Origin of the sequence: Photorhabdus sp. RM96S (assembly GCF_042879335.1) — a bacterium.
GTDB lineage: Bacteria > Pseudomonadota > Gammaproteobacteria > Enterobacterales > Enterobacteriaceae > Photorhabdus > Photorhabdus kayaii.
In genome coordinates, this window is the sequence record NZ_JBHFKT010000041.1 from 23,531 (window position 1) to 41,670 (window position 18,140).

Genomic DNA, 18,140 nt, shown 5'->3' on the forward strand with positions numbered 1-18,140 from the left:
ATAAATGAAAGCCGCTTCGGTGAATTACATTAATCGATTTAAGAAATTACTTCTTTTTCTTTGCCTTCGCATTCGGCAAATCAGTAATACTGCCTTCAAAGACTTCAGCAGCCAGACCTACCGATTCATGCAATGTTGGGTGAGCATGGATGGTCAATGCGATATCTTCCGCATCACAACCCATTTCAATTGCCAGACCGATTTCACCCAACAATTCACCACCGTTAGTACCCACAATAGCACCACCGATAATACGATTACTTTCTTTATCGAAAATCAGTTTGGTCATACCATCAGCACAATCAGAAGCAATTGCGCGGCCAGAAGCTGCCCATGGGAAAGTAGCCGTTTCATAGCTAATGCCTTTCTCTTTCGCTTCTTTCTCAGTCAGGCCAACCCATGCAACTTCGGGTTCAGTGTAAGCAATGGATGGAATCACTTTTGGATCAAAGTAGTGTTTCTTACCAGAAATAACTTCCGCCGCAACGTGACCTTCATGAACACCTTTATGCGCCAACATAGGCTGACCAACGATGTCACCAATAGCAAAGATGTGCGGTACATTGGTGCGCATTTGCTTATCAACGTGGATAAAGCCGCGGTCGTCAACGTCAACACCCGCTTTACCTGCATCCAGCATTTTACCGTTAGGTACACGACCGATAGCAACCAGAACCGCGTCATAACGCTGTGGTTCTGTCGGTGCGTTTTTGCCTTCCATCGTGACGTAGATACCATCTTCTTTGGCTTCTACTACGGTAACTTTGGTTTCCAGCATCAGATTGAATTGTTTGCTGATACGTTTGGTAAAGACTTTCACCACATCTTTATCAGCCGCAGGAATAACCTGATCCAACATTTCAACAACATCAATCTGAGAACCCAGAGCGTGGTAAACGGTTCCCATTTCCAGACCGATAATACCACCGCCCATGACCAACAAGCGGCCAGGAACTGTTGTCAGCGCCAAAGCATCTGTAGAATCCCAAACGCGCGGGTCATCATGAGGAATAAATGGCAGTTGGATAGGACGGGAGCCCGCGGCAATAATGGCGTTATCAAAATTAATCGTTGTTGCGCCACCTTCACCTTCACCTTCACCTTCAACAACCAGCGTGTTCGCCCCTGTAAACTTACCAACACCATTAACCACTTTAACTTTACGGCCTTTAGCCATACCAGCCAAACCACCGGTTAGCTGATTAATAACTTTTTCTTTCCAAACACGGACTTTTTCGATGTCAGTTTTGGGTTCACCAAAAACGATGCCATGATCTGCCAACGCTTTAGCTTCCTCAATCACTTTTGCTACATGCAGCAATGCTTTGGAAGGGATACAACCAACGTTAAGACAAACACCACCTAAGGTAGAGTAACGTTCCACCAGAACGGTTTCCAAACCTAAATCCGCGCAACGAAAAGCAGCAGAATACCCTGCTGGACCTGCCCCAAGTACCACTACTTGGGCTTTAATTTCAGTACTCATCATGACCTCTTAATTGTTTGTCCGGCGGGTCAGGCGCCAAAAACGATATATTCCACCGGGACCTACACACCGCGAGCAGTTTACAGAATTGTTAATAACCTGAAAAGTGCGTTAACGTGACAGAACTCGCAACAAACTCACCAGATGTAAGCTGTCTCTCTGTCACCGCAATAACAATCAGGCCGGCACATGGCCGGCCTTTGAGATTACATCACCAGACGGCGGATATCGCTCATCGCATGATTAATAAATGTGATGAAACGCGCACCATCAGCACCATCGATCACACGGTGATCGAAAGAGAGTGACAGAGGTAGCATCAGGCGTGGAACAAACTCTTTACCATTCCATACCGGCTTCATTGATGAGCGGGATACGCCCAGGATAGCCACTTCTGGTGCATTAACGATTGGCGTAAATGCTGTGCCACCGATACCACCCAGGCTTGAAATAGTGAAGCATCCCCCCTGCATATCAGATGCAGTCAGTTTGCCTGCACGCGCTTTCTTAGATATCTCAGTCAGCTCGCGGGACAATTCGATGATGCCCTTCTTATTAACATCACGGAACACTGGAACCACCAGACCATTAGGTGTATCCACGGCCACACCAATGTTGATGTATTTTTTCAGCGTCAGTTTCTGACCATCTTCCGAGATAGAGCTGTTAAAGCGCGGCATCTCTTCCAGCGCTTTTGCTACCGCTTTCAGGATGAATACCAATGGCGTGATCTTCACACCAAGCTGTTTCTTCTCAGCTTCCTGATTCTGCTGCTTACGGAAGTTTTCAACTTCAGTAATATCCGTTTCGTCGAACTGTGTAACATGTGGGATCATCACCCAGTTACGGCTCAGGTTAGCGCCAGAGATTTTCTGAATACGACCCAGCTCAACTTCTTCAATTTCACCAAATTTACTGAAATCCACTTTCGGCCAAGGCAACATACCCGGCAGACCACCACCGGCTGATGCAGGAGCAGATTCTGCACGTTTAACCGCGTCTTTCACGTAAGCCTGAACATCTTCACGCAGAACACGGCCTTTACGCCCTGTACCTTTCACTTTAGCCAGGTTAACGCCGAATTCACGCGCCAGACGACGGATCACCGGCGTTGCATGAACATAAGCACTATTTTCAGCGAAATCATTTTTATCTTCTTCCGCGAAGCTTCTGCTAGCAATAACCGGTGCTGCCGCTTTCTCTGGTTCAGCCGCTGGCGCAGAGGCAGCCGGAGCAGCAGGCGCTGCACCCGCAACTTCAAAGACCATAATCATAGAATCGGTTTTCACTTTATCACCGACCTTGATTTGAATTTCTTTAACGATACCTGCGAATGGCGCGGGGACTTCCATAGAGGCTTTATCGCCTTCTACGGTGATCAGCGATTGTTCAGCTTCCACCGCATCGCCAACTTTCACCATCACTTCGGTAACTTCGACTTCATCGCCGCCGATATCCGGTACATGAACATTCATAGCCGCAGAAGCTGCTGGTTCTGGCTCTGCCATACGCGAAGACAATGTTATCGCTGCTGGCTCTTCCGCTGGCGCAGCTGCTACAGCACCTTCCGCGGAATCAAAAATCATAATCAGTTTGTCGGTTTCAACTTTATCGCCAACCGCAATGATGATCTCTTTAACAACACCCGCCTGAGGGGATGGAACTTCCATAGAAGCCTTATCACCTTCCACGGTGATCAGCGATTGTTCAGCTTCCACTGTATCGCCAACTTTCACCATGATTTCGGTGACTTCAACTTCATCCGCACCGATATCCGGTACCTTAATTTCGATAGCCATTGATTCTTTACCTCTTATGCCAGACGCGGGTTAACTTTTTCTGGGTTAATGTTGTATTTTTTGATTGCTTCTTCCACAACACTCACATCGATTTCGCCGCGCTTAGCCAATTCACCCAAAGCAGCAACCACCACGTAAGAAGCATCAACTTCAAAATGATGACGCAGGTTTTCACGGCTATCGGAACGACCGAAACCGTCAGTACCCAATACGCGGAATTCGCTTGCAGGGATGAAGTTACGAATTTGTTCTGCGAACAGCTTCATATAGTCAGTAGAAGCCACTGCCGGTGCTTCATTCATGATCTGAGCAACATAAGGTACACGTGGCGTTTCTGTTGGATGCAACATGTTCCAACGTTCACAATCCTGACCATCACGAGCCAGCTCAGTGAATGAAGTCACGCTGTACACATCAGAACCCACACCATAATCGTTAGCCAGAATCTGCGCTGCTTCACGCACATGACGCAGAATAGAACCTGAACCTAATAGCTGAACTTTACCTTTGCTACCTTCCAAGCTTTCCAGCTTGTAGATACCTTTACGGATACCTTCTTCCGCGCCTTGTGGCATCGCCGGCATGTGGTAGTTTTCGTTCAACGTGGTGATGTAGTAGTAAATATTCTCTTGTTTCTCACCATACATACGCTCCAAACCATCATGCATAATCACAGCAACTTCATAAGCAAATGCCGGATCATAAGAGATGCAGTTAGGGATAGTCAGAGACTGAATATGGCTGTGACCATCTTCGTGTTGCAGACCTTCGCCATTCAGGGTTGTACGACCAGAAGTACCACCAATCAGGAAGCCACGAGCCTGTTGGTCGCCAGCTGCCCAGCACAGGTCGCCAATACGTTGGAACCCGAACATAGAGTAGTAGATGTAGAACGGAATCATTGGCAGGTTATTGGTGCTATAAGACGTTGCTGCCGCCAGCCATGATGAACCGGCACCCAGTTCATTGATGCCTTCTTGTAGAATCTGACCTTTGGCGTCTTCTTTATAGTAAGCAACCTGCTCACGGTCCTGCGGAGTATATTGCTGGCCATTAGGGCTGTAGATACCGATTTGACGGAACAGACCTTCCATACCAAAAGTACGCGCTTCATCGGCAATGATTGGAACCAGACGATCTTTGATTGATTTGTTTTTCAACATCACGTTCAAAGCACGAACGAAAGCAATAGTGGTAGAAATTTCTTTGTTTTGTTCTTCCAGCAACGCACCAAAATCTTCCAGCGTTGGCAGTTCCAGTTTCTCTTCAAAATGAGTACGACGGCTTGGCAAATAGCCACCAAGCGCTGCACGACGCTCATGCAGGTATTTGTATTCTTCAGAATCTTTATCGAAAGTTACATATGGCAGGTTTTCGATTTGCTCATCAGCAACAGGGACATTGAAACGATCACGGAAATGGCGAACGCCTTCCATATTCATCTTCTTAACCTGATGAGCGATATTTTTACCTTCCGCCGTATCACCCATACCGTAACCTTTGATAGTCTGAGCCAGGATAACCGTTGGTTTGCCGGTAGTTTCCTGCGCTTTTTTCAAAGCAGCAAAGACTTTCTTAGGATCATGACCACCACGGTTCAACGCCCAAATCTGGTCATCGGTCATATCTTTGACTAATTCAGCGGTCTCTGGGTAACGACCAAAGAAATGCTGACGCACATAAGCGCCATCTTTGGATTTGAACGTCTGGTAATCACCGTCCAGCGTTTCGTTCATCAGTTGGATCAATTTACCGCTGGTATCTTTACGCAACAGTTCATCCCAACGATCGCCCCAAAGCACTTTAATAACCTGCCAACCTGCGCCATCAAAAATGCCTTCCAGCTCATTAACGATTTTGCCATTACCCGTAACTGGACCATCCAGACGTTGCAGGTTACAGTTGATAACAAATACCAGGTTATCCAGTTTTTCACGGGTGGCGATAGTGATCGCCCCTTTGGATTCTGGCTCATCCATTTCACCGTCGCCCAAGAAGGCATAAACGGTCTGCTTGGAGGTATCTTTCAGACCACGGTGTTCCAGATATTTCAGGAATTTAGCCTGATAAATCGCACCGATTGGCCCCAATCCCATTGAAACGGTTGGGAACTGCCAGAATTCAGGCATCAATTTTGGATGCGGATAAGAAGAGAGACCGTTGCCATGAATTTCCTGACGGAAATTATTCATCTGCCCTTCAGTTAAACGACCTTCAAGGAAAGCACGAGCGTAGACGCCTGGAGAGATGTGGCCTTGGAAATAAACCAAGTCACCGCCGTCATTTTCATTACGGGCACGGAAGAAATGGTTGAAACAAACTTCATACATGGTTGCTGAAGACTGGAATGAAGCCATGTGACCACCCAATTCCAGATCTTTTTTGGATGCCCGCAACACGGTCATCACAGCATTCCAACGAATAGCAGAGCGAATACGGCGCTCCAAATCCAGATTGCCAGGGTAAGCAGGCTCATCCTCAACAGCAATGGTATTGATATAATCGCGGTTAGCAGCACCGGCTGCAACATTCACGCCACCTTTACGTGCTTCGTTCAGTACCTGATCAATCAAGAACTGGGCACGATCAACACCCTCTTCACGGATGACCGATTCGATCGCCTGTAACCAGTCGCGAGTTTCGATCGGATCCACGTCATTTTTCAAAATGTCTGACATGGTGTATTCCTTATCTGTTATCTGTTTCTAATGATTGTTTTGGAGCCTACCTTCCCGTCATACCCTTTGACGTTCAGCCGGTCATGACTGGAAGATAGGCCCTCACTGTTGTTGCCGCTAGCGCCCTCAGTAAAGGGACTCAACTTAGCTGTGCAGACGCAGCAAACTACAAGATCTACACAGCTAATTTTATTCCTGATGTTGTTGAAGACGTCGTAATGATCGCTCACGGCGAGTGTGCTCGCGGCTGAGATCCAATAAGACATCTTCAATAAAAGCTAAATGGCGATGAGATGCCTCACGGGCTTTCTCTGGTTGCCTCGCCATTATTGCTTCAAAAATCTTCGCCCGATGATCGCTGACAGCCGTCAGCATTTCCCGGCGGGTATACAAAAACTCAAAATTCTGCCGGATATTTTGTTCCAGCATAGGCGCCATACAACGTAATAAATGAAGGAGAACCACATTATGCGCGGCTTCGGCAACGACAAGCTGATATTGCAAAACAGCTTCGGATTCAGCATTGACATCACCACTTTCCTGAGCTTGTTGAATAACAAGGTGATATTGCCGAATACGCTCAAAATCTTCGTCAGTTCCACGCAGTGCCGCGTAATAGGCAGCAACACCTTCCAAAGCATGGCGGGTTTCAAGGAGGTCAAATTGAGATTCTGGGTGACCAGCCAGTAACTGTGCCAGCGGATCACTGAAACTTTGCCAAAGGTTACTCTGAACAAACGTTCCCCCACCCTGACGGCGAAAAAGAAAACCTTTAGCTTCTAACCGTTGAATGGCTTCGCGCAGTGAAGGACGTGACACATCAAACTGTTTCGCCAACTCACGTTCAGGCGGCAACTTCTCCCCTGGACGCACGGATCCTTCCAGGATGAGATGCTCAAGACGCTGCTCTATGACATCTGATAGTTTTGGTTGGCGGATTTTACTATAAGCCATATTTATTATAAGTCAGTTAGAACCTATCTCATGAGGCTATTTTGTTTGTTGTTTCGGTCTTTACCGAAGTCAATTGGTAATACCAATTTAAACCACCGGGCCATAAAAGTAACAAAGTATTCACCAACTGTCTATAAAGACCTTTTGCTAAATCAGAAAAACCTGCAAATTTTAACAATTTTTTTTAAAAATTAGTAAAAGCTGATAACCAGTAGGTTAATAAACATCCTAAGATAATATTTTAACCAACCTTTTTAAACATACAAATGGGCATATTGAATCGTTACAGCAATAAAATAGTTGAATCTTTATTAAAAAGATATAGCTACCAAATCATCACCTGTTGATTTTAAATACAAATGCATACCATCAGGTTATAAATGTAGCTCAAATCAATAAAACCGAGAGGTTAAAACCAACGATTAGAAAGGAATAATGACAAAATGTGAGGAACCACCAGCAACAGCTCCACATAACTCCTGCTGATGGAAAAAATGAACTATACCCTATGGATTTCAAGATGCATCGCGACGGCAAAGGAGTGAATCCCCGGTCACATAGCGAACTATGTGACCGGGGTGAGCGAGTGCAGCCAACAAAGAGGCAACTTGAAAGATGACGGGTATATATTAAAACCAATAGCGCGTCACTTCATTCCATCCTTTTTTATACATACAGGATGAAATTATCCAACGTCTTGACGATTCATTTTTATCCCAACGCTTAACTTCAGTTTTCGGCACAGTAATGTAATGATTACAGGATTTATCTTCGTCCTTGTCTTTATCTTTACAGGAAAAACGTTTTGTCTCGAAAGAATGAATAACTTCGCTGGTCCAGTCTGATGGTAATTGAGAATAACCCAATGCTTTACATTCAGCATAATCCCTATCTCTTTCATACTGAGTTGCGCCTGGTTTTTCCCACGATGTACACCCCGCCAATACAGTAAATAAGGTAAATAAAAGGATAACAGCTATTTTTCTTATAAAATTCATATAACAATACCTTAATTAAAAATAAAGAAATAACCAAAGAAATTAAATTAGAATTTAAAAGTCCCCCCAATACGGTAACTCTTATCTTCAAAAGATGGCTGTCCACCAGACTGTATAATTTGTCTATCTTGGTTTGAGATATCTCTGTAAATATCAGGAATAGAATGTATATTATCTACTTTAACTTCACTGCCTGAAACTATATCCGTGACATTACATTCAAAATAACCACAGGTTGAAATATAGCTATCAGTAAGCCGTGGCATGGAACATCCCGTAACTACAAATATTGATAATAAAGCAATGAGAAATTTATTCATTCTTAATATCCTTAACTTGCTGTATATTTTATAAAAATTTAACTTAAATGAAAAACCATATAAAAAGAGAGATCATTTCTTATGATCGAGTAAATAATATCTACATATGCATTTTATCTTTCTGGCATTCCACGGAATATCAGAACAATATCCCTCCAGAGAGAAATATATATTCTTATCGCTAGGAAAAACCTGCTTTATTGGTGAACCATTAACACCAAAGAGTAACAGGCTAGATAAAAAACATGAAATAATTAATATTTTCATGTATTTAAAACTGGCTAATGAATATAAAGTTCTATCTTATAAGATACCAAAAGACATACAATGACTTTATTTTTTATATTAACGGCTATCCTCTCCATCTTCCACATATTCCAATATATCTCCAGGTTGACACTGCAAATGCCTACAAATTTTTTCCAGCGTCTCGATACGAATACCTTTTATTTTGCCATTTTTCAGTAATGATAAATTTTGCTCAGTAATACCAATAATGGCAGCTAATTCTTTAGACTTTACTTTCCTTTTCGCTAAGATCACATCCAACCTTATTATAATACTCATGATGATTCTCAGATAAAATAACGTTGCTCATCGCTTATCTTCTTAGATTCACGCATAATTAAGCTAAATATCAGAAGGAATACACCAAACATAATAATAAACAGAGATTCTGAATTAACTCCAAACGAAAAACTAAATACCCGTTGCCCTTGCACTAAATCCACAGATAACGCCATCCCCTGTAACATATTAATCACAGGGTAGAGAAGTTGCTCTAGAATCATCAGGAAACCAATAATAAATGAAGCGGAAATATTACGGTTACTCCATATTTCACCTTTAGCAAACCGGAAAAACAGAATGCCAATTAATATATAAGATGACGTTGATATAATCCGAGGTATCGTATCCAGCGAGATATAAAGCACCTGACTTAATAAAGATTGCTTAAATCCTTTTGCAGTCAATGCCGGCATAAGATCACTATACGCCTGAAGAACAGCCTGGCGAGTGGCATCATGCCATAACGACCAAGACGCAATATGGAACCCAATATCACCAATTACCATAATGGAAGCAATAATAATAGCCAGAAAGCTGAGTAGCTTGATTCTGGGATTAGTTACAAACTCCTGTTTATCACACATCTTGTGTCATTCCATATACATGTTTAACTAAACTGTCGCTAAAGTACTTTAAAAGTTATCGTATGACAATAATTTTTTATCACTAAATAGACAGACCACCCTTCAAAGTCATCGATAAATCATAGCGATAATCATTGAAAACTATCATTAATTTATTGATAGAAAAAGAAAAAAGTCATCATTTACCTGAAGCAGTGAACAGTAAGCAGTATATGTTACTTGGTCACTGTTTTATCACCCCGCCATCACATGGTTTACCGCGATAGTTTGTTGTGAAGATTGTATGACAAACACAGAACGGTTTACTCCGGGTGCCTTTCAAAGCTCAATATGTCTACACAATGCCGTGTCAATTTCAATACAGAGTGAATCGAAGATAATGGCTCAAAACGAACCTGATATCAGGTTTTAACCAATCCCCTCAACACTGAAAATCAATAAGAATAATTAATGAAAATCAATAAGAATAATTAATGTAACGCTTTTGCGATGCTGGAGATTCGTGTTTCTGCGTAAGGGTAAGAAAGTGTAAACGTGGGGGAAAATGTTACTCGAAGTAGCGGTGTGACTTTCAATGACATCAGTTTCTGATATGGGACAAAAAACCGAACATTTAGAGTTATTTTGTTCGGTTATTGTCAACCGCCGGGGCAGTATACGGAAAATTTCATCACTTAAAAGCGATTTTTTGTATTATTTTGTAAAAACTTACTTAATTTTTTGATTACAAAAGGAAATTATTTCTTTCGTTATGGATATTATGGCCTGTTTGAAGGTCGTTTTTTGAGCGATTTGATATTCCTTTTCTTATGCAACAGGCTGAAATTCTGAAACAAAATGGCATAAGTCAGAAGTGACTTCGTAATGTGAATATTAATATTCATATATTTCATATAGTTAATAACCAAACAAAATAACTCTAAATGACCAGTAAATGCACCGCGCTAGCGGCCCGGTTGTTTAATCTGTCATGGTGTTGTTTTAGGCAAAATGTATTAACGACGAGATGTAGATAAGGAATTAATGAAATGAAAAAGCAAATTTTGAAGACTTGTGTGGCAGCAGCACTGTGCCTGGGGGGGATGTCGCAGGCTATGGCAGCTAATGTTGGTGATGGTGCAGGTAATACCCTGACAGTAAACTCTCAAGTGAGCGCAGGGACTTGTGAGTTTGACACAATGTCTCCGGTCAATCTTACGGCTCTGACATCAGCCTTGAGTAGTGCTGCTAATAAGGAAGTAGTAGGTGAGAAAGATGTCCAGATTAAAGTGAAAGGCTGCCCTGGTAATCAAAAATGGAAGAGCGATAGCGCCATTAAACAAGTTAGTTTGACAGTTAGCGGTACAGCACAAGGAAACGACTACTTTCAGCTTAAAGAGGGTAGTACTGCAATCACTGATTATGCGGTTAGCCTGAAGGCTGATAGTGCAGAAGTGAAACCAAACACAGTAATTGACCTAAAAAATAACGGTGCGCTAGCTGATGCTGCTGATAATGCCATCACGCTTAAGGCAGGGCTGGTTAAGCTTGGTACAGGTGTGGTAGCCGCAAAAAGCTCCTCTGCGACCCTGACTGTAGCAATAGCCTATCAATAATCAACGCCGTTAGGCACTAGGAACACATAGCAGTGGAATTGGACAAGGAGGTCCAATTCTTACTTACGCAATACCAAAACAGACACATTCAGGTGACTCAGTGAAAAAATTCATGACAGCAATGATGGTGGCCAGTTTATTAGGCGGCACGGTCACCGCCGCGCAGGCTGGAGGGGTAAGTATTGATGCCACCCGCATTATCTACCCAGCGGACCGTCACGCCGCCACCGCTTCACTGCGCAACAGCAGTAAAGAAACCGTCTATTTAATGCAAGTAGCGGTCAATACCGCTCCTGAGCAGAAGAAGGCCGCTCCGTTTGTAATAACACCGCCCCTGTTTCGTATGGAGCCCGGCAGCCAGAATCAGGTCCGTATCATCAAAACTGGTCAGGCCCTGCCGACCGACCGTGAATCCCTGTTCTGGTTTACTGCGAAGGCCATCCCATTAAGTACTGAATCCGAGAAACATTCCCGCCAGAGTGTCTCCGGCGGAATACAGTTTGCTCTGGCCCACACAATTAAATTGATGTATCGCCCGTCAGGGCTGCCAGTTGCACCGGAGAAAGGATTTGGTTCACTGCGCTTCAAACCGACAGCCGAGGGGATAACGGTCACGAATCCGTCACCCTATTACATCACCTTCGCCTCCTTAAAAGTGGGCGGCCAAGAGCTGATGACGCAGAAACAGAAAGAGAGCATGGTCTCACCGTTCTCTGCCTTGTTTTTCCCCCTCAAAGGCGTGAATTACCCGGCCAAAGTGAGCTGGACAGTGATTAATGACCTCGGTGGAGGATCATCCTATCAAGGGGAGATACCGTAATGTTAAAACCGTGGACTCTTATCGGACGGACAGCACTGGCCGGTCTGCTCTGTACCATCCCCCTGCCCGGGGGAGCAAGCCCCAACACAGCAGAGCTAACGCTGGCCCTGACGCTGGAACAGCCAACCTGCGAACTCAACGTACAGACCTCCCATATCGAGTTTTCATCCATACCGCTTAATGAAGTTAAGCGCAGTGCGGAACATATCGCAGCGGCGGACAACAAGCCTGTGACGCTGGCGTTGTCAGGTTGTGCGGGATCAGCCAGAGCGGGCCGTACCCCGGCGATTAAAATAGCCGGCCCCACGCCGGAAAATCACCCGACGTTATTTCGGGATAAATCGTCCTCTGTGGTGGAAAACGTGGGTTTTGGCCTGCGCTATCAATCACCGGAAGGCGGGCTGGGAAGCTACCTGAAAAATGGCGATTATGTGGATTTGGCATCACCGGGTAACGCCGTTAAAGACGGTCAAATTACCTTCCAGATGGATATGCGGCATGAATCCGGTACGGCGGTCCCCACCCCCGGTGAGCTGACCGCGCACATTCAATTTCAATTTGACTATCACTGAGTGTCGCTCAGGTAACAGGTTTCAGGAGGCGTTGTGGAAACAGGTCGGATGCGCACAACGCGGTACAGGCTGGCACCACTACTATTCTGTCTAGGGTTAGGCATGGCCGGCACAGAACCCTGTCAGGCAGCCGGTATCAGCCTGAATAAAACCCGGGTGATTTTTACCCAAGGGGCGCGGGCACAGACGCTGACGGTGGTTAACACCACACTTCAGACGTGGCTGGTGCAGGTAAGGATCACGGGCGATCAGGAGAAAACCGCACCGGCGTTTGTGGTGACGCCGCCGCTGTTCAGGCTGGAGGCCAACAGTCAGAACAGTTTGCGTATTTTGCCGACTTTTCATCTGCCTCCCTTTCCGGCGGATCGGGAATCGCTCGGGTATGTCCAGATGAATGCTATCCCCGCCGCCCATCCGATGGCGAATGAGCACGCTCGGGATCAGGCGTCGATGAGCGTGGGAATGCGGATTAAGTTTTTCTGGCGACCGCATGGCCTGCCGATGTTGCCGGAACAGGCGTATGGGCAGTTGCGCTTTCAGTCGCAACCCGATGGCATTAAGGCGTGCAATCCCACGCCCTATTTCCTGTCGCTGGACAGCCTCACGCTGGACGGACAGACGCTCGATCTGAATCGCTATCCCTCCATGATAGCGCCGCAGGATTGTGTGACCTATGTCGGACAGACGGGCAAAAAATCGGTGAGCTGGTCGATGATTAATGATTACGGCGGGGCTTCAAACCTGTTTACCGCCAAAGTGGCGCGTTAAATTCGCCCTTGTTTTATCCAGAGGTGGAAAGTGAAGAGAGTCAATAACGGGAACAGGCGAGCACACGGTGGATCAATGATTTACCCCTTCTGTCTCGCCCTGCTGCTGGGCGGCCTGTTAAAAGCGCAGGCGGCGGAGAATCCGGGGTTATCGTTCTCCCCGATGCAGTTATCGTATGTCGCCAAAGATAGCCCGGGCGGTGTGACCCTCAGTATGACCAATCACACGGCGCAGAGCTATCTGGTACAAGGATTTGTCAGCCCGATGGACCCCGATACCGGTCGCTTTGACACCAAAACCGGGCAAGTTCCCCCTTTTGTTGTCCTGCCGCCGTTAAAACGGGTCGAAGCCGGAGGGAAATTTTCGTTCCGTATTCGCCAGTTTGGAGGACAGTTACCGCCGGATCGGGAATCGGCCTTTGTGGTCTCCCTGCGGGCTATCCCCGGCGTCGCCGTACCGGACACGAGCACACCTGAGCGCCAAACTGGCAAGAACTCGCAAGTGCAGGTCGCCTTACAGATGAATATTCGGCTGTTTTATCGTCCTAAAGGAGTCCCCGCCCGGGATAACGCCACGGTGGCTAAACAGGTGAAATTTTCCCTTCGGGGGACGCAGTTACGGGTGGAAAATCCCACGCCCTATTTTCTGACCTTTTCTGTCCTGAAAGTAGGAACACAGCATGCGGATGACCACACACTCCAGACGATGGTGCCCCCGAAAGGCATACAAACCTATTCGTTTACCGCCGGGGGACAAGGGCCACTAATCTGGCGTTTTCCCGGCGACAGTCAGGATCGCCACGTCCCGTTATAAACCCGCCGCATCTGCGAACGGTGTGCCGGCAGAGCGACCTCAATATCAACAGCACAAGCTTAATTAGAAGCAGAGATGAGCTATGGCAATAAACATTTTATTTCCGTCTGCACTGCGGGCGGGTAACCAACGTGCGCCCGGTCAACCTGGCGGTTTCCGGCCTCGTCCGGTATACCTATGTCTGCTGTGTTCACTGACGGCAACGGCCCTGCCCGCCTCAGCGCGGGAATACTTTAATCCGGCGTTCCTGATGGGCGCTGACGGTGAACGCAGTCATGTCGATCTCTCGGCGTATGAAAACGCGGGCTATGTCGCCCCCGGGCGCTATCTGGTGGATGTCTACATGAACCAGAATCGGGTGGACAGCCGCGAGATTGAATTCAGGCAGGTTAACGGCCATCTCCAGCCGGTATTAACCGTCGCACAACTGGAAGGGTATGGGGTCAATACCCGCGGATTACCGGCTTTTCAGGGTAAAGCAGACGACAGCCTCATCACCGATCTGACGAAACAGATCCCGCACGCCCGCGCCACACTGGATTTCGCCCGTTTGCGTCTGGATCTCAGTGTCCCGCAGGTCGCCATGCAACCCCACTATTCCGGGATGGTTGATCCGTCACTGTGGGATAACGGCATCCCGGCCTTTTTGATGAACTACACGGTCAACGGGTCGGAAGGCCGTTATGACCGTCAGGGAAACTGGGGAGGCTCACGTTCCCGTAACCTGTTTGCTTCTTTTCGTGACGGGTTAAATCTGGGGCCGTGGCGTCTGCGCAGCACGCAAACTTACAGTTACAATCGTCAGCGCAACGAGGCCACCGCCGGCTTTTCCACGCCGGCACAGACCCAATGGCAGGTGAGCAATACCTACCTGCAACGTGATGTCCCCTCACTGCGCAGCGAGTTCACGGCGGGTGAAACCTATACCGGTGGCGACATTTTTGACAGCATCCCGTTTCGGGGTATGAAACTGGCTTCTGAGGAGGCGATGTTACCCGACAGTCAGCGCGGTTTTGCCCCGGTGATAACCGGTGTGGCGAACGCCAATGCGCAGGTGACGGTATCCCAGAATGGCAACATCATATATCAAACCACGGTGGCGCCGGGGCCGTTTCGTTTCACCGACCTCTACAGCACCGGGAGTGCCGGCGACCTGACGGTGACCATCAAAGAGGAAAATGGCCGTACCCGCGTCTCGACAATTACCTCGTCGTCCCTGCCGGTGATGCAACGTCCCGGCGGTATTAAATATGAATTGACGACCGGTCAATATCACGGCGGCAATCTGACCGATGGCAGCCGTTCCCCGGTATTTGCGATGGGCACGCTGGTCTATGGTTTGCCCCACAATATCACCCTGTATGGCGGCGGACTGGCCGCAGGCAACTACCAGTCGGGTGTATTAGGCTCGGGGGTGTCATTGGGGGCATTTGGCGCGCTGTCTGCGGATGTGACGCTGGCCCACGCACAGTTGCAAAAGAGCAGGGATCAGGAAGAAAGCGGACAATTCGGCCAGTCTTATCGCGTGAAATACTCTAAAAACTTGCTGAGTACCGGCACCGGCATTGATCTGGCCGCCTACCGCTATTCCACCCAGCATTACTACAGTTTCAGTGATGCTAACAGCATGGGCTACAGCCTGAATGAATATCAGGTGCCGTGGGCACTTGACCGGCGTCAGAACACCTGGCAGGTGAACCTGCGTCAGACACTGGGACGCTGGGGCAGTCTTTACGCCTCCGGGACGCGCAACAATTATTGGAATGGCCGTACCGACAACAACCTGAGTCTGGGTTACAACGCGATGCTGATGGGGATCAGCTATAACCTGAGTTATAACATTTCTCGTATCAAGGGCGAGGGCCACTGGCCGGAAAACCGTCAGGTGTCATTCAATATGCAGGTCCCGCTGAGCCTGTTTGGATCATCGTCGGCATTACGGGGCGTTTACACCCGCTATACCGCCTCACGCGACTCGCAGGGTAACCTCTCTCAGCAGACCGGCATCAGTGGCATGTTATGGGATAACCGCCTGAGTTATCACCTCCAGCAAGGCTGGGGACACAGCGGCCAGCAAAACAGCCGGGCCCTGTCGCTGGGTTATCAGGGCAGTCAGGGGAGCGTTAATCTGGGTTACAACGACAGCGCAGACAGCCGGCATGTTACCTATGGCACGTCCGGCGCCCTTCTGATCCATCCTTACGGGCTAACGCTGTCACGCTCGTTGGGCGATACCGCCGTGTTAGTCCGCGCACCCGGGGCGAAAGGGGTGACGGTCAGCAACGGCAACGTACAGACCGACTGGCGTGGCTACGCCGTACTGCCGGGCGGATCGGTCTACCACAAAAACACCATCAATCTGGACCCGTCCACTTTGCCGGAAGGGGTCGATATTGACCAGACCAGCCGCAACGTTTACCCGACCAAAGGGGCGGTGACGCTGGCCAACTATCAGGTTCGGCTGGGCAGCCAGTTGCTGCTGACCCTGACACATCAGGGCAAACCCGTGCCCTTTGGCGCCACCGCGACGCTGGCAGGAAACGCAACCCAAGCCGGCAGCGGCATTGTGGGCGATAACGGCCGGGTTTATCTGAGCGGCATGCCGTCCGCCGGTCATGTGAAAGTCAAGTGGGGAAACGAGGCAAATCAGCAATGCACCACCCGTTATCAGGTGTCGTCCGATACCCCCGGAAAACTGGTGCAGGCCGATGCCGTGTGTCTATAAGCGTAACCTTCATATGGGCAACCTGACCGGTGTGCCCGATGAGATATCACCTGTCTCACTTTTACGTCCGGGGCGCCACCAAAAGCGAAGTTAGCCCCGACAGTGAAAGAGCGAGGTGAACAGATGAATAATTTGGAGAGAGAAGGATGTTAAAAACTGAACGTTTGTGGGGCGGTCATACAGGAAACCCCGTCCCAACCATCATGGGGCTGGGGGTGTCACTGCTCTTTTTATTGACCGCATTACCCCTCCAGGCGGCCGAGACTTATCAGGATTGCGAAACAGAACTGGTGAATAAGGTTAGCAATGTAACCGTCACCGGCTATGCCATGATGCCGAACAACAAAGATAAGCGTGATTATTCACGGGATGAAATAGTGGGATATACCACCAGTGGCCCTCTTGACTGGTCGACAACCTGTCGCGTCCCCACCGGGACCCAGTTTATGGCCTACACCTTAGGATCGGGGACCAGCTCATTGATCTCTTCGTCATCACCGGGTAGCGTCCGGGTAGGAAAGGCTGGCGACTTTATGGTTGATATCGGGCAATCTTCACTCTCTTGCCAGACACATGGTTCACCCAATACTTATCAATCAACCAGTCTGGTCAAAGGGAATGCTGGCGTTAACCTTCCCTGCGTCCCGGATGCCAACGGTCTGGTTGATATCAGTGTCCGCTCGGTGACCGGAGCCATTTACCCGGACAGTGACGGGAATTTCAATGCAAAACCGGCTGGAAGTTATTTGTCAGTGGGCGCGATCGGCTGGGCTTCAACGGCCGTATCGGGTTCCAGCAGCATACCGACCCCCCTGTGGACCACGGTTATCCTTTCACCGGTCAAAAAGCCGTCCACCTGTGCAGTAGTGCTTACTCCGTCATCGGTGGACTGGGGAACAGTGAAAAGAGCCGGTAAACAGGTGGGAGATCCACTTGAGTTAGCAAGGCAGATAGGGATAAGCAGCACCTGTTCCGGCGATGATGATGTATTTCAAAATTCACGCCTGCTTTACCGGATCGATGGGCCGTTTGTGCCAGGGAAACCAAATGCCTTGGCCTCGTCAATAGAGGATGTCGCCTTCATGTTTACTGATGCGGCCAACAAACCCTTATCACTCAGTACCGGGCACCGAAGTGAAGGGCAAAATGCAAGATACGTTAAACAAGGGGACGATAGTTATACGGCATCGACGCAAGTGTCTGTGGTACCGATTCTGTTGAAGACTGACGGTGCCGGAGGGCTAGCCAGAGCCGTCGCGGTCATTTCCGTATGGTCGGATGTTAACTTCGTCGCCCCATAGGCTTAGTTATTACTCTTGTTGCAGCGCCGGTAGGCGCTGCAACAAGCAGACCGCTGACAAACCCCATTGAAAATAATGGGGTTTGTTCCTTTCATTACGAATCATAATACAACTCATTTTCCTCATTGACCCGATTCAATCGCCCGTCAGGGCGTTA

14 protein-coding genes are annotated in these 18,140 nt (G+C 47.9%); 7 read left to right on the forward strand and 7 right to left on the reverse strand.

Translation table 11 applies throughout. The features are described 5' to 3' along the window. Positions 1-46: 46 nt before the first annotated feature. The 7 genes from lpdA to ACGF49_RS19975 form a co-directional block, all read right to left on the reverse strand. A complete protein-coding gene (gene lpdA / locus ACGF49_RS19945) occupies positions 47-1,486 on the reverse strand; it encodes a dihydrolipoyl dehydrogenase (protein WP_113043320.1) in 1,440 nt (479 codons plus the stop codon). Between the two features lie 206 nt (positions 1,487-1,692). Next, positions 1,693-3,285, reverse strand: coding sequence for a pyruvate dehydrogenase complex dihydrolipoyllysine-residue acetyltransferase (gene aceF / locus ACGF49_RS19950; RefSeq protein WP_113043321.1), 1,593 nt, complete (start codon positions 3,283-3,285; stop codon positions 1,693-1,695). A 14-nt stretch (positions 3,286-3,299) separates the two neighbouring features. Next, complete coding sequence (aceE, locus tag ACGF49_RS19955) at positions 3,300-5,963, reverse strand: pyruvate dehydrogenase (acetyl-transferring), homodimeric type (RefSeq protein ID WP_228901861.1); 2,664 nt, start codon at positions 5,961-5,963, stop codon at positions 3,300-3,302. 189 nt (positions 5,964-6,152) lie between these two features. Beyond that, positions 6,153-6,917 carry a pyruvate dehydrogenase complex transcriptional repressor PdhR gene (pdhR, locus tag ACGF49_RS19960; RefSeq protein ID WP_036777528.1) on the reverse strand — a complete coding sequence of 255 codons (765 nt, stop codon included), beginning with the start codon at positions 6,915-6,917 and terminating at the stop codon, positions 6,153-6,155. A 1,045-nt stretch (positions 6,918-7,962) separates the two neighbouring features. After that, positions 7,963-8,235: a lipoprotein gene (locus tag ACGF49_RS19965; RefSeq protein WP_113043324.1), complete on the reverse strand. Its 273-nt coding sequence runs from the start codon at positions 8,233-8,235 to the stop codon at positions 7,963-7,965. Positions 8,236-8,580: 345 nt separating this feature from the next. Beyond that, positions 8,581-8,802, reverse strand: a complete 222-nt coding sequence (locus ACGF49_RS19970; RefSeq protein ID WP_112876763.1) for a helix-turn-helix transcriptional regulator — start codon at positions 8,800-8,802, stop codon at positions 8,581-8,583. Between the two features lie 8 nt (positions 8,803-8,810). Then, the gene (locus tag ACGF49_RS19975; protein WP_113043325.1) at positions 8,811-9,389 is read right to left on the reverse strand and encodes a hypothetical protein; all 579 of its coding nucleotides are present in this window, start codon (positions 9,387-9,389) and stop codon (positions 8,811-8,813) included. Positions 9,390-10,417: 1,028 nt separating this feature from the next. On the opposite strand from ACGF49_RS19975, the gene ACGF49_RS19980 reads away from it, so the two are divergent. From ACGF49_RS19980 to ACGF49_RS20010, 7 genes are all read left to right on the forward strand, one after another. Beyond that, positions 10,418-10,984 (forward strand): fimbrial protein, encoded by a 567-nt coding sequence (locus ACGF49_RS19980; protein WP_113043326.1) that lies wholly within the window; start codon positions 10,418-10,420, stop codon positions 10,982-10,984. Between the two features lie 100 nt (positions 10,985-11,084). After that, on the forward strand, positions 11,085-11,804 hold the full coding sequence (locus tag ACGF49_RS19985; RefSeq protein WP_113043327.1) for a molecular chaperone: 720 nt from the start codon (positions 11,085-11,087) through the stop codon (positions 11,802-11,804). Then, positions 11,804-12,376, forward strand: coding sequence for a fimbrial protein (locus ACGF49_RS19990; RefSeq protein ID WP_387492425.1), 573 nt, complete (start codon positions 11,804-11,806; stop codon positions 12,374-12,376). The genes ACGF49_RS19985 and ACGF49_RS19990 overlap by 1 nt, the downstream gene beginning before the upstream one ends. Before the next feature lie 102 nt (positions 12,377-12,478). Then, the gene (locus ACGF49_RS19995; RefSeq protein WP_387492427.1) at positions 12,479-13,144 is read left to right on the forward strand and encodes a molecular chaperone; all 666 of its coding nucleotides are present in this window, start codon (positions 12,479-12,481) and stop codon (positions 13,142-13,144) included. 75 nt (positions 13,145-13,219) lie between these two features. After that, the gene (locus tag ACGF49_RS20000; RefSeq protein WP_228901848.1) at positions 13,220-13,957 is read left to right on the forward strand and encodes a molecular chaperone; all 738 of its coding nucleotides are present in this window, start codon (positions 13,220-13,222) and stop codon (positions 13,955-13,957) included. An 82-nt stretch (positions 13,958-14,039) separates the two neighbouring features. Continuing rightward, positions 14,040-16,682 (forward strand): fimbria/pilus outer membrane usher protein, encoded by a 2,643-nt coding sequence (locus tag ACGF49_RS20005; RefSeq protein ID WP_387492430.1) that lies wholly within the window; start codon positions 14,040-14,042, stop codon positions 16,680-16,682. Positions 16,683-16,828: 146 nt separating this feature from the next. Next, entirely contained in the window at positions 16,829-17,983 is a 1,155-nt protein-coding gene (locus ACGF49_RS20010) for a hypothetical protein (RefSeq protein ID WP_228899488.1), read from the forward strand. The last annotated feature ends 157 nt before the right edge of the window (positions 17,984-18,140 follow it).

What these genes read in the sequence shown, in the direction of transcription:
- pdhR (WP_036777528.1), bottom strand. Translation starts at nt 6,917, where the DNA reads ATGGCTTATAGTAAAATCCGCCAACCAAAACTATCAGATGTCATAGAG.
- ACGF49_RS19980 (WP_113043326.1), top strand. Translation starts at nt 10,418, where the DNA reads ATGAAAAAGCAAATTTTGAAGACTTGTGTGGCAGCAGCACTGTGCCTG.
- ACGF49_RS20010 (WP_228899488.1), top strand. Translation starts at nt 16,829, where the DNA reads ATGTTAAAAACTGAACGTTTGTGGGGCGGTCATACAGGAAACCCCGTC.
- lpdA (WP_113043320.1), bottom strand. Translation starts at nt 1,486, where the DNA reads ATGAGTACTGAAATTAAAGCCCAAGTAGTGGTACTTGGGGCAGGTCCA.
- aceE (WP_228901861.1), bottom strand. Translation starts at nt 5,963, where the DNA reads ATGTCAGACATTTTGAAAAATGACGTGGATCCGATCGAAACTCGCGAC.
- ACGF49_RS19995 (WP_387492427.1), top strand. Translation starts at nt 12,479, where the DNA reads ATGGCCGGCACAGAACCCTGTCAGGCAGCCGGTATCAGCCTGAATAAA.
- ACGF49_RS19965 (WP_113043324.1), bottom strand. Translation starts at nt 8,235, where the DNA reads ATGAATAAATTTCTCATTGCTTTATTATCAATATTTGTAGTTACGGGA.
- ACGF49_RS19990 (WP_387492425.1), top strand. Translation starts at nt 11,804, where the DNA reads ATGTTAAAACCGTGGACTCTTATCGGACGGACAGCACTGGCCGGTCTG.
- ACGF49_RS20005 (WP_387492430.1), top strand. Translation starts at nt 14,040, where the DNA reads ATGGCAATAAACATTTTATTTCCGTCTGCACTGCGGGCGGGTAACCAA.
- aceF (WP_113043321.1), bottom strand. Translation starts at nt 3,285, where the DNA reads ATGGCTATCGAAATTAAGGTACCGGATATCGGTGCGGATGAAGTTGAA.
- ACGF49_RS19970 (WP_112876763.1), bottom strand. Translation starts at nt 8,802, where the DNA reads ATGAGTATTATAATAAGGTTGGATGTGATCTTAGCGAAAAGGAAAGTA.
- ACGF49_RS19975 (WP_113043325.1), bottom strand. Translation starts at nt 9,389, where the DNA reads ATGTGTGATAAACAGGAGTTTGTAACTAATCCCAGAATCAAGCTACTC.
- ACGF49_RS20000 (WP_228901848.1), top strand. Translation starts at nt 13,220, where the DNA reads ATGATTTACCCCTTCTGTCTCGCCCTGCTGCTGGGCGGCCTGTTAAAA.